The sequence below is a fragment of the Dietzia sp. UBA5065 genome, assembly GCA_002415925.1.
Classification (GTDB): Bacteria; Actinomycetota; Actinomycetes; order Mycobacteriales; family Mycobacteriaceae; genus Dietzia.
Genome location: DIAZ01000187.1, coordinates 1 through 11,592 on the forward strand (window position 1 = coordinate 1; position 11,592 = coordinate 11,592).

Annotated in this window: 9 protein-coding genes and 1 pseudogene; 6 read left to right on the forward strand and 4 right to left on the reverse strand. The window is 73.3% G+C overall.

Features of this window, described 5'->3' with window-relative positions:
• On the reverse strand, window positions 1–272 hold a 272-nt coding region (locus B4M60_RS15645; RefSeq protein WP_291086205.1), incomplete at its 3' end, for a hypothetical protein.
• A gap of 212 nt (window positions 273–484) precedes the next feature.
• Between B4M60_RS15645 and B4M60_RS15650 the strand changes: the two genes are divergently transcribed.
• Complete coding sequence (locus tag B4M60_RS15650) at window positions 485–1,075, forward strand: HD domain-containing protein (protein ID WP_291086207.1); 591 nt, start codon at window positions 485–487, stop codon at window positions 1,073–1,075.
• The gene (locus tag B4M60_RS15655; protein ID WP_291086209.1) at window positions 1,072–1,938 is read left to right on the forward strand and encodes a T3SS (YopN, CesT) and YbjN peptide-binding chaperone 1; all 867 of its coding nucleotides are present in this window, start codon (window positions 1,072–1,074) and stop codon (window positions 1,936–1,938) included. Before B4M60_RS15650 ends, B4M60_RS15655 begins: the two co-directional genes overlap by 4 nt.
• A 1-nt stretch (window position 1,939) precedes the next feature.
• On the opposite strand, the gene B4M60_RS15660 is transcribed toward B4M60_RS15655, so the two are convergent.
• Both B4M60_RS15660 and B4M60_RS15665 read right to left on the reverse strand, forming a co-directional pair.
• A complete protein-coding gene (locus B4M60_RS15660) occupies window positions 1,940–2,575 on the reverse strand; it encodes a hypothetical protein (protein ID WP_291086211.1) in 636 nt (211 codons plus the stop codon).
• A gap of 48 nt (window positions 2,576–2,623) precedes the next feature.
• Window positions 2,624–3,268, reverse strand: a complete 645-nt coding sequence (locus tag B4M60_RS15665) for a hypothetical protein (protein ID WP_291086214.1) — start codon at window positions 3,266–3,268, stop codon at window positions 2,624–2,626.
• 109 nt (window positions 3,269–3,377) lie between these two features.
• Here B4M60_RS15665 and B4M60_RS15670 point away from each other — a divergent pair, with 109 nt between their 5' ends.
• The 3 genes from B4M60_RS15670 to B4M60_RS15680 all read left to right on the forward strand — a co-directional run bounded on the left by B4M60_RS15670 (window position 3,378) and on the right by B4M60_RS15680 (window position 10,228).
• The gene (locus B4M60_RS15670) at window positions 3,378–6,320 is read left to right on the forward strand and encodes a PD-(D/E)XK nuclease family protein (protein ID WP_291086218.1); all 2,943 of its coding nucleotides are present in this window, start codon (window positions 3,378–3,380) and stop codon (window positions 6,318–6,320) included.
• Window positions 6,317–9,715, forward strand: a complete 3,399-nt coding sequence (locus B4M60_RS15675) for a UvrD-helicase domain-containing protein (protein ID WP_291086221.1) — start codon at window positions 6,317–6,319, stop codon at window positions 9,713–9,715. Before B4M60_RS15670 ends, B4M60_RS15675 begins: the two co-directional genes overlap by 4 nt.
• A 150-nt stretch (window positions 9,716–9,865) precedes the next feature.
• On the forward strand, window positions 9,866–10,228 hold the full coding sequence (locus tag B4M60_RS15680; RefSeq protein ID WP_291086224.1) for a hypothetical protein: 363 nt from the start codon (window positions 9,866–9,868) through the stop codon (window positions 10,226–10,228).
• Here the strand turns inward: B4M60_RS15680 and B4M60_RS15685 are convergent.
• The gene (locus B4M60_RS15685) at window positions 10,212–11,024 is read right to left on the reverse strand and encodes a tyrosine-protein phosphatase (protein ID WP_291086226.1); all 813 of its coding nucleotides are present in this window, start codon (window positions 11,022–11,024) and stop codon (window positions 10,212–10,214) included. The two genes, B4M60_RS15680 and B4M60_RS15685, sit on opposite strands and share 17 nt — an antisense overlap.
• A gap of 127 nt (window positions 11,025–11,151) precedes the next feature.
• Between B4M60_RS15685 and B4M60_RS15690 the strand changes: the two are divergent.
• A pseudogene (locus B4M60_RS15690) lies at window positions 11,152–11,592 on the forward strand (hypothetical protein); the annotation flags it as partial.

Consider the following 11,592-nt stretch of genomic DNA (forward strand, 5'->3'; position numbering starts at 1 on the left):
TCCTCGTCCGACGCCTCGAGGAAGCGGTGCGCCCCGGCGGCGAAGTCCGCCAACCCGGTGAGCCTGCCGGCGCTGCGTGCGGCGCACGCCGCCGCCGCGCCGCACGCCCGGTCCACCGCCGAGGCGATCGCCGACCCGCCGGGGAGCGCCGCCTCCACCCCCGCCGCCACCTGCGGAAAGGTGACCCCCGCCGCCGCATCGCCGGCGTGCCGGAACACCGGGACCGCGCTCGCGATACGCCCGGCGTCCGCCCTGATCGTCCCGTCGGGCATGTGCTCACCTCGTCGTCGTCGCCCCTACGTCGTCATGGGGTACGACGTCCCCGCCGCACCGATCGGTTCCACCCGCGCCGGCGCGGACCGCTCCGCGCCCCACATGTCGTACCCGTGGTGTCTACTGCAGGTGTGGGAGACGAGCCCCGGCTCTGAGCCCACGACCCGGCGGCGTCGCCCGGCGCCGGGCCCCCTCCCCAGAGGAGTGCACCATGTCCCTGACCTGGACCCCCACCATCGACCGCGCGCTCGCGGTCGCCGCCCGCTGCCACGTCGGCCAGACCCGCAAGGACGACCCGACGCCCTACATCGCCCACCCGGTGGCGGTGGCGATGATCGTGTCCGACTTCACGGACGACCAGGACGTGGCGGTCGCCGCCCTGCTCCACGACGTGCTCGAGGACGTGCCGCCGTCGGTCTACTCGGCCGACGACATGACGGCCGAGTTCGGCGAGCGGGTCACCGAACTCGTCCGCGGCGTCTCCGAGGAGAAGACCGCCGGCGAGGAGACCCCGCCGTGGCGCGTCCGTAAGGAGGGCTACCTCGCGGCCCTGCTCGACGACTCCGAGGAGTGCCTGCTCATCTCGGCGGCCGACAAGATCCACAACCTGCGCTCGATGGTCGCCGCGCACGACAAGCTCGGCGACGAGATGTGGGGGATCTTCAACGCCGGGCCGGAGGAGAAGCTGTGGTTCTACGGCGCCATCGCCGACGCGATCGCCGAACGCCTGGGTGACTGCGCGGCCTCGCGCGAGCTGCGCCGGGCGGTCGACGACGTCGCGGCCCTGGCCCCGTCGGCGTGACCCCCGTGAGTGGTCGGCTCGCCGGCCACGGGGGCTCCCCGCCCCGTCCCACGTCCGATCCGTGGGACGGGTTCGAGCGGTCACTCGCCGTGCATCTCGGTCGCCCGGGGAGCTCCGGGGCGATCGAGTTCTCGGGGCCCCCGGAGCGCTCGGGGCGACGGGGGCGGTGCGTCGTCCACCTCGGCGGTGGCGGGTCCCCCGCCTGGGTAACCGTCGGTACCTCCGATCACCCGCTGGCGCAGGAGCTGCTGGTCCACTCCTCGCCCCCCGACGCCGGCCCCCTGGCGCGGGCGGTCGTCGGCGCCTGCCGGGACCGGCTCGGGGTCCCCCATCCGCAGCTGCTCACGCTGCGGTCGGAGGGCCCGGTCGGGCGTGGCGTCGGGCGCCTCGGATTGGTGCGCACGGACTGCGTGCCCATCGGCCTCGACCCGGCCGACTCCCCCCACCCGGTCGACGTCGCCGTCGAGGTGACCGGCCACGAGGACGTCCGGGAGCGGATCGAGGTGATCGTGGAACGGATCACGGGACGCCCCACGATCGTCGACGACGACGGGGACCTGGTCTTCGACCACGACGGCCACCCCGTGCACGTCACCTGCGCCGAGGACGACGCCTCCGCCCGCATCTGGGCGTGGGTCGCCCGCGGGGTCCGCTCCCGGACGGACGCCGCGGTCGAGTTGGTCCGGCTGAACCGCGAGGAGGAGTGGACGACCTGGGTGCTCGACGGCCGCCACGTCATGCAGCGGACCACGCTGGTGGTCGGACCGTTCCTCCCCCGGCACGTGCAGTTCTCCCTGGAGCATTTCCTGCTCACTTTCGCCACCACCCGAGCCGACCTCGCCGCGCGGCTGGGGCGTCGCTGAGTCACACGGCCGGGAACTCGGCCTTGATCCTCAGCAGGGTCTTGGCCTGGGTCCGCCCCTCCAACCCCAGCACGAGGCCGGCGGACTTGAGCCGCCGGGCGAGGTCGGAGTCCGCGGCGAACTCCGACTCGCTCTCGATGGTGATCTCGACCCGGCGCCCGCCGTTGAGCAGCACGGACTGCTTGGCCGCGTCGAGGCCGGGGATGTTGGTCCACCGGAGCGGCCCGGGGTCGCGGGGCGAGGCCCCGGTACCCGAGAACGAGTAGTCGAAGTCCGTGCTCTGGGTGCGGGTCACCTTGCCCCACCCGGCCATCGGGCCCACCCCCACGCGCGCCGCGACCGCGTTGCGGCGCGCACTGTAGGTCGCGCACTCGATCTCGCAGGCCCCGAGGGTGTTCATCACGCGCAGGGCCTCCTCGAACCGCTGCCGCAGGCTCCAGGCGTCGTACTGGCCGAACGGCACGAGCAGCGGCCGCCCCTCGATGGGTGCCTGGACGTAGACCACGCGGGGGACCACCTCGCCCTCGACCACGTCGTACCCCGACCGCACCTGCATCGGCCGCTGGATGACGTCCGTGAGCAGACCGCGTCTGTCGGTGACGGGCGCGGTCTCGTAGAAGGACACGAGCTGACTCACGTGCGCTCACCTCACTGTTCGGGGTCGGTTCTGGTCGGGAGGGCGGGCTCAGCCGGCCCAGAAGTCGACCATCGGCTGGTCGGAGATCAGGACTCCGCCCTGATAGATCAGCATCCCACCGGGGTCGATCGAGTAGACGACGTCGTTGTTGCTCACCGACGCGTAGTCGCCGGCGACCACCGGGTCGTCCACCTCGACACCGGCGCCACCGGCGGACCCCCGGTAGTAGTAGCGGCCGTTGTCCGGGTTGACGCAGATGGCGAACGCGGACTGCGTGGTACGCCCGATCATCGCGGCGGGGTCACCGGCGTTGCACCGCGCCTGCCGGTCGGAGATCCATCCGGAGCCGTCGGCGCCGGCGGGGTACCCGGCGTTCCGCTGCGGCGGTGCCGCCCCCGGTGCCGGCCGGGTGACCGTGACGGTCTCCCGTTCCGGCGGGGTCGAGTACGCGGTCTCCGTCACCGGGGCCGGCCGGAGGGGCGCCGACGCCGGGCCGGGCGCGTCCCCGGAGAACCCGCCGGGACGGAGGAGGAGGTAGGCGATCGCGCCGACGAGGACCAGGACGAGGACCGCCAGCAGGACGATCATGGCGACCACCACCGGTGAGGTCCCCCGGTCGGGCTCCTGCCGGTAACCCCGCCCCTGCCACTGCGCGCCGGGATCCCCCCACCCGCCGTCCCCGCCCTGCGACATGGTGCTGCTCCCCCGGTTGATCCGACCACGGTCCCGGTCGGGCTGATCGGAAGATAGCAGGAGGGTGGGAGCGACCCGGACTGTCGTACCCGTCGGGCACGATGGCCCCGTGAACGGATCCCAGGACTCGCCCTCCCCCCTCGCCCCCCTCGTCGCCGAGGTCCGTCGGCTCCGGGGGTCGGACCCGATGGGCCGGATCACCGTCATCGTGGCCTCGTTCGGAGCCGCGAGGGACCTCGTCCGCGCGATGGCGCTGTCCGGGGGCGCGGTCAACGTCGCCGTGCGGACGGCCGCCCAGGTGATCACCGAGCTGTCCGGTCCCGCCCTGGCCCCTCGCGCGGCACTGCCACTCCCGCTTCTGGAGGCGGCGGTGGAGAAGGCCCTCGACGCCGACCCCGGTCGGCTGCGCGCGGTCGCGTCCGAACCGGTGACCGGTCTGGCGGTGGCCCAGGCCTGCCGGCGCCTGGGGACGGTCGAGGAGGGCTCGGTGGCCCCGGAGACCCCGCTTCACGGCGAGGTCCTGCGGCTGGCGGAGCAGGCCCACGCGATGACGGGTCGCGCCTACTTCACGCCGTTCGAGGCGGTGTCCGCGGCGCTGGAGCGGCTGGACCTGCTGGGGCGGATCGTGCTGGCGGCGCCGCTCCGGGGGACCGCGGCCGAGCGGCGTCTCCGCGGTGCGCTGCGCGAACGCGGGATCACGCCGGTCCCCGGGACCGGCGCCGACCATCTGGCGTCCGCTGCCGAGCCCGGGGCCGAGAGCGCCGTCACGGGGACCCATGTGCTGCACGCGTCCGACGCGGACGACGAGGTGAGGGCCATCGTCCGGTTCGTCCGCGCGCGGCTGGCCGCCGGGGTCCCCGGGCATCGGATCGGGATCTACTACCCCTCCCCGGACCCCTACCTGCGGTTGCTGCTCCGCGCGTTCGCGGAGGCGGAGATCGCCGTCAACTCCCCCGGGATCACCGGGCCGGGGCGCACCCCCGCCGGCCGCACCCTCACGCGGCTGCTGGGCCTGGACCCCGACCTCATGATGCGCGCCGAACTGCTGTCGATCGTCGCCGAGGGGGCGGTGATCGTCCCGGATGCCGAGGGCAGACCGGTCTCGTCGCGACGCCTCGAACTGCTCACCCGCACGCGGTTCCCCGTCATCGGCGGAGCCGATTGGGATCGTCTGCGGGACCACCTCTCCATCACCTCGGACGCGGCGCCGGGGTTCTCCGACTCCGATCGCGCGGCCGCGGCCGCGCTGCTGCGGCTGATCGATCAGCTCCGCGCCGGCCTGGCCCTCCTGGACTCCGCCCGGACCTGGTCCGAGGTCGTCACGGCGGTCGACTCCCTGCTCACCGGGGTGTTCCGCTCGAGCCCCGACCGGTCCGGGGTACGGTCCGCGGTCCGTTCGCTCGCCGACCTCGACACGATCGCTCCCTCGATCTCCCGCGAACGGATCGTCGGGGCCGTCACCACCCGGCTCGACTCGATCGGCCTCAGGGTCGGCGAGGAGGGCGCGGGGGTGGCCCTGGGGCCGATCGACGACGCGGTCGGCAGGGACCTCGACACGGTGTGTGTGGTCGGGATGGCCGAGGGTCTCCTGCCCTCGCTCCACCGGCCCGACCCGCTGCTGCCCGAGGGTGCGGTCGAGCCGCCCGCGTCCGAGCTCCTCGACGAGCGGTACCGGGTTCTCCAGCTCGCGCTGGCCGCCGGCACGACGCATCGGATGTGCTCCTTCCCCCGGGGCTCCATGCGGGGCGGCGGCAACCGGATACCGTCGCGCTGGCTGCTGCCCACCCTGTCCGCCCTCGCGCGGACGGCGGTCGACGCCACCCACTGGCAGGAGGACGTGGCCGGGTGCCCCTCCGTCACGGCGATCCCGTCCTTCGTCGACGGTGTGCTCACCCCGCCGGCCGTCCTCGGTCCGGACCCCGCGACCACGACCGAGCTCCGTCTGAGAGCCCTCGCCTCCGACGGCTGGCGGGCCGGTCCGGACGCACCGGAGCCGCTCGTCCGCGCCCATCGGATGCGCCGGGATCGACGGCTCGGCGTGTTCTCGCGTTACACCGGTGACGCGTCGTCGGCGAGCGACCTGGTGACGGTCCTCGACCGCCCCGTGTCGCCGACCAGGCTCGAGGACTGGGCCCAGAGTCCCTACCTGTTCTACCTCGGGACCGTGCTCGGGGTGCGCACGCTCGACGACCCGGCCGCGGACATCGAGATGGACCTGCGGGACTACGGCGACCTGGTCCACGCGATCCTGCAGCGCTACGTCACCGCACGGATCGCCAGCGGGGGCGCACCCGACCGTGAGGCGCTGATGGACGCGCTCCGGGTCGAGTGCGAGGCCGCGGTCTCGGCGGCCCCCGGGTTGCTCGCCCCGCTGTGGCGCCGGCGGCAGATCCTTCTCGCCGCGGAACTCGGTCGGTGGTTCGACGAGGACGCGGCCGATGCGGAGAGCGGTTGGCGCCCCACCGACACCGAACTCGGATTCGGCCGGAACAGACCGGACGCCCCCTCGGTCGAGGTCCCGTTCGAGGTGACGACCTCCCGCGGCCGCCGGACCCTGCTCCTGACCGGATCGATCGACCGTCTCGACGCGCGGGCGGGCACCCAGCGCGTCACCGACTACAAGACCGGGAAGCCACCCGGGGCGGAGGATCGCCCGAGCCAGGACGACCCCACCATGACCGGCACCAGGTTCCAGCTCCCCCTCTACGCCGCGGCCGCCACCAGCGCGCGGGACCTGCCCGTGAGCGAGGTCAGGTACTGGTACTGCACCGAGAGGGGCGAGTTCGAGCAGGTGTCCCTCACCGTGTCGGACGGTCTCATGGACCGGGTCCAAGCGGATGTCGGGCACCTGGTCGACGCCGTCCAGAGGGGATGGTTCCCCCTCAAGGGCGGGCGCGGTTCTCACCGGGACCTGGCCGACCTGCTCGGGGGCAAAGACCTGGACCGCGCGTGGGAGAGGTTGTCGAGGCGGGAACCCCTGGTCTCCCATCCCGCCTTCGCGGGAATCCTCTCCGAGGCCCAGACGGACACCGGATCGGAATCGAGCTCATGACCACGCTGCCAGACCAGACCGCCCGGGACCGCGTCGAGAACGACACCGCGGCCACCCTGTTCGTCGAGGCCGGGGCCGGCACGGGGAAGACCCGCGCCCTCGTCCACCGCCTCAGCGCCCTGATCATCGCCGACGGCGTGCCCATCGAGCGGATCGCCGCGATCACCTTCACCGAGAAGGCGGCCGCCGAGCTGCGCGACCGGCTCCGCGTGCATCTGGTCGGCCAGCGCGGTGTGCCCCGTGCGGACGCCGCACTCGCGGGGTTGGACACCGCGGCGATCGGGACTCTCCACTCGTTCGCTCTGCGACTGCTCTCGGAGAACCCCCTCGAGGCCGGGATCCCCCCGCGGGTCACCGCCCAGCAGGACACCGCCGAGGCGGCGGCCCTCGACGCCATGTGGCAGGAATGCGCGACCGTCCTGTTCGGCGGCGACCGGGACGGCTCCCGCACAGGGGTCCTGGCCCAGGCGGTCGACGACATGCTCGACGCCGGGGTCGGGACGGTCGCCTTCCGCGAGGTCGTCGAGGCGCTCCACCGCGACTGGGACCGGTTGCCCTCCGACCCCCTCCACCCGGTGGGCCCCCGGGACGCCCGATTGGCGTCCTCGCCGGACCTGTCCGAGGTCGTCGCGGCCGTCGGCTCGATCATGGGGTGGCGGGACTCCTGCCAGGACGAGACCGACAAGCTCTACCAGACCCTCGGTCGACACGAGACGTGGCTGACGGACCTGCAAGCCGCCGCCACCGATCCGGCGGCGTCACCGACGTGGGTCGAGCTGCTGGCCAAGCCCGTCGGCCCCGGCAACGGCGGGAGGGGACCCAACTGGGGAGGCACCCAGAACGTCAAGACCATCAAGGACGAGATCAAGGAACTGCCCTCGCTGTGCACGAAGATCCTCGCCGAGCACTGGCGACCCCGCATCGCCGTGGTCCTCGACGCGCTCATCCCGGTGGTCCGCAGGCACGCCGACGCCCGCCGCAGGCACGGAACGCTGCAGTTCCACGACCAGCTCGTGCTGGCCCGTGAACTCCTCCGGCAGGACGCGGTCCGCGCGCGGGTCAGGGGACAGTACACGCGAATCCTCATCGACGAGTTCCAGGACACCGACCCCATCCAGCTCGACCTCGCGACGCTGCTCACCGCAGACGAATCGGGGGACGGCCCGGAGGCGGGCAGGCTCTTCACCGTCGGTGATCCCAAGCAGTCCATCTACCGCTTCCGCCGTGCGGACATCTCCACCTACCTGCGCGCCCAGGGCGGGCGCGGGGTGGAGATCGAGCGGCTGAGCACCAATTTCCGCTGCTCCAGGGCCGTGCTCGACTGGGTGAACGCCGTGTTCGACGAGGTGCTCCTGGCGGCGGAGGGCGTTCAACCCGAGTACCAGAAGCTCGACCCCGCACCCGACAGGCCGGCCCACGACCCCCGCCACGGGCCCGGCCCGTTCATCTTCCGGACGGAGGACGTGCCCGAACAACCCGACCACTGCCCCCCCGACGCGAACGACGATCACCGGCGCCACTGGACCGAGGCCTCGGATGTCGCCCGGGTGATCGCCACCGCCATCAGTCAGGGGTGGACGCACGAGGCCAAGAACGGCGACCAGACTCCCCTCCGGCTCGGCGACATCGCGATCCTGCTGCCCTCCCGCGGCTCGCTCCCCATGATCGAGACATGCCTCGACCACGCCGGGATCGACTTCCGGACCGAGGCGTCGTCGATCGTGTACGGCACCCCGGAGATCCGCGACCTGCTGCTCGCCGTGCGCGCCGTCGCCAACACCGCGGACGAGGCATCCCTCGTCGGTGCGCTGCGCTCCCCCCTGTTCGGCTGCGGCGACGACGACCTGCTCCGCTGGCGCGCCGCCGGCGGATCGTGGGTCTCCGCCGTCGCCGCGTCGCCCGAGGGCATGTCCGGCTCCCCGGTGGCGGAGGGGATCCGGTACCTCTCGGCGCTCGCCGCGGACACCCGTCGGCCGGGGGAACTGCTGGAGCGGCTCGTGCACGACCGGATGGCCTTCGAATCGGCCGCCGAGTCCCCGCGCCGCCGGGATCTGTGGCGGCGCATCCGCTTCGTGATCGAGCACGCCTGGCAGTGGGAGGACTCCGCCGCCGACCCCGCTCGCGCCGACCTGCGGGACTACGCCAACTGGGCGCTGTCCCTCACCGCCGAGGACGCCCGGGTCCCGGAGGCCGCCATCCCCGAGATCGGGGTCGACGCCGTTCGGATCACCACGATCCACGCCTCCAAGGGGCTCGAATACCCGATGGTGATGCTCGCCGGGATGAGCCGCGGCTGGCCCGCGGACAGGGACAGGGTCCTGTGGACCGACGACGACCCGCCCCGTCCCGCCGCGTCCTTCTCCACGTCCGTCCGCGATCCCCGCTTCGGCGCCGCGGCCGAGCGCGAGGCGGAGCAGTCGCTGGCCGAGCGGATCCGCCTGCTCTACGTGGCTACCACCCGCGCCGAGAGTCGGCTCGCGGTCTCCGGCCACGGGTACGTGCTCACCAAGTCCGCCACACCCCAGCCGAGGAAGCTGTGGGGTTCCCTTTTCGGTTCCGTCATGGAGATCCCCGACGCCCCGGAACTCGTCGCCTACGGCGAGAACCTGCTCGACCCCGCCGTCGCACCCCCGGTCGTCGTTCCGGAGGAGAGCGGATGGCTCCGGAGGAGCCGGGCGATCACCTCGCTCTCCGCCGAGCGTGCGGGTTGGTCGGCGACCCGGATCGTGCACCCCGACCCGGCGGTCCGGCCTCCGCTGCCCGAACGATTGGCCGTCGCGCTCCGGGACCGCGTCGCCCCGACCCCCGCGCGCGCCGAGGAACTGCCCCCCGCCCCCCGTAGCGTCCCACTCGCGTCCGGACCCGACGTGGGGACCGCGGTCCACCACCTGGCCCAACACACCGACCTGGCGCGGCTGCTCGATCCCACAGCCGACCCCGCCTCCGCGCTGGCCGACTGGGAGAAGTGGGCTGCGGGTCAGCTCACCGCCCTGTCCCTCGGGGGCGGGCTGAACGGGACCCCGACGCCGGAGGCTGTCGCGGAGATGGTCTCGGTCGCACGGACCGCCCTCACGTCGGAGCCCGTCAGGCGGGCGGCCGGGAGACCCCGCTGGACGGAATTGCCGATCGCCGGACCACTGTCCGCCGCCGACGGGGAGACGGTCGCGGTCGACGGGGTCGTGGACCTGGTCGTGGAGGAACCCGACGGCTCCCTGTCCGTCATCGACTACAAGACCGACGTCGGCGTCACCACCGGGACCGTCGACGAGTACCTGCTGCAGCTGTGCGCCTACGCCGACCTGCTCGGCACCGCCACCGGCCGGACGGTGTCGCGGATCGAGTTGGTGTTCTGCCGAGGCGGCCGTGCCACGGTGGTGACGCGCGACCTCAGCTGAGGGTGGTCCACACGACGCGGCGCTCCGGCCACCCCACTGTGACGGAGCTCTCCGCCCCGAGCGGGCCGCTGACCAGCGTCGATGCCGATGCCGGGGAGATCTCAGGAGCAGGCCAGTGTGTCACCAGGAATCGTCCGTATGGTCCGGTTCATGAGTCGACGTCTGATGCTCGAGAGCCGGGAGCCCGATCACGCGGCCCCGCGGGCTCCTGCCGTGGGCGACACCGCCGATCGCGACGGATCGGTCCCCGCCGCCGTCCTCCCGTCCCCGTTGACCGCCGTCGCGTCCGCCGTCACCGGCGGGGCGATCGGGGTCGCGATGGTCTACGGGGTGGCGGCGCGCCTGGCGGACACCCTGGCAGGGGTGGCGGTCATCGTCCTGGTGTTCGCCATGACGATGGCGGGGCCCCGGGTGCACGCCGTGAGCCGGACCGAGGCGGGTCGCGCGGTCGCGGTGGCGCTCGAGGCGATCGCCTTCGGCGGCGCGCTCGGCGCGCTCATCGTCCTGACCTGAGCCGTGCCCCGAGGTCGTCCACCATGGGCTGGTCCAGCCCGGCACCCTCGACCAGGTACCGCCTGACGTCGCCGAACTCCCTGTCCAACGCGTCAAGGGAGCGCCGGAGGTTGCTCTCCTCGACGCCGATGAGGACGTCGATCGCCTCGTACCGCCCGGGCATCTCCGCCCGCACGTAGCTCCGGATGGCCGCGACGAACTCCACCGACATCTCGCGGGTGAGCAGGTAGTCGGCTATCACGTCCTCCTCCCGCACCCCGGCGAGCAGCTGGAGGACCGCCGAGATCCAGCCCGTGCGGTCCTTGCCCGCGGTGCAGTGGACGATCGCGGGACCGGAGGACACCGCCACGGTGTGCACCGCGCGGCCGAACGCGGCCCGCTCGTGGTCTCCGAGGACGAACCTGTCGTAGGTCGTGGCCATCTCACGGCGCGCGTCCTCGACGCTGAAGGTCCCGGCCCCGGTCAGGGTGGCCGCCGACGTGTGCCCGGCGAGTACGTCGATGGCCACGTAGTCGGCACCGTCGGGGATGACGTCGGGTTGCTTGGTGATCTCTTCGGCGGTCCTCAGGTCCACCACCGTGCTCACCCCGAGTCGCTCGAGGATCCCGAGGTCCTCCTCGCCGACCGACAGGGTTGTGGAGCGGTAGACCAGGCCGCGGGCCATGGTCCCGGACGGGTGGAGGGCGTATCCGGGTCCGGCCACGTCGCGGAAGTTGTGGATGCCCGTGGGTCGGAGGTCGCCCACCGCCAACCCGGGCGTGTCGACCCGGTCGGAGCCGCCTACGACGGTGTCCACGCCTGGCTCCGCACTCATCCGGCATCCCCTCGTCCGCCGCTCATCCCCGTGACGAGCCGACCTCTCGTTCCTACCCGATCACGGCTGCCCGCGCCGCTGCGGCCACCCGCGTGGTTGGATCCGACCCATGACCACCACACCGAGCGGCCGGGAGCCGAACCCGCGGACGCGACCTGCCCGACGACTCACCGCGTCCGCCGCGGCGCTGGCTCTCGCCCTGGTGACGGCCGCGGTCCCCGCCGCCGCGGGGGCGTCGCCGCTCGGGTCGCTGGCCCCGCTGACCCCGTGCGACGGGCCCGCTCCGCGTGTCGCGACGTTCGGCGAGGCCGGCACCCCGGTGCTGGGCTGGCGCGAGAACCTGGCCTTCGACGGCCGCGGCCGCATGTGGGTCACCAGTCTGCTCGGCGACCGCGTGGAGGCCTTCGACTCCACCGGCCATCGGGTGGCGTCCGTCCCGGTCGTGGCCCCCGGGGGTGTGGCCGTCACCCCGGCGGGCGAGGTCGCGGTCGTCACGGGTGCGTCACCCACCTCCACCCGGTCCACGATCGTCGCGTTCGATCCGGACGCC

Excerpts from the sequence above, each read along its gene's own strand:
- B4M60_RS15650 (WP_291086207.1), top strand. The coding sequence starts at position 485 with ATGTCCCTGACCTGGACCCCCACCATCGACCGCGCGCTCGCGGTCGCC.
- B4M60_RS15665 (WP_291086214.1), bottom strand. The coding sequence starts at position 3,268 with ATGTCGCAGGGCGGGGACGGCGGGTGGGGGGATCCCGGCGCGCAGTGG.
- B4M60_RS15675 (WP_291086221.1), top strand. The coding sequence starts at position 6,317 with ATGACCACGCTGCCAGACCAGACCGCCCGGGACCGCGTCGAGAACGAC.
- B4M60_RS15680 (WP_291086224.1), top strand. The coding sequence starts at position 9,866 with ATGAGTCGACGTCTGATGCTCGAGAGCCGGGAGCCCGATCACGCGGCC.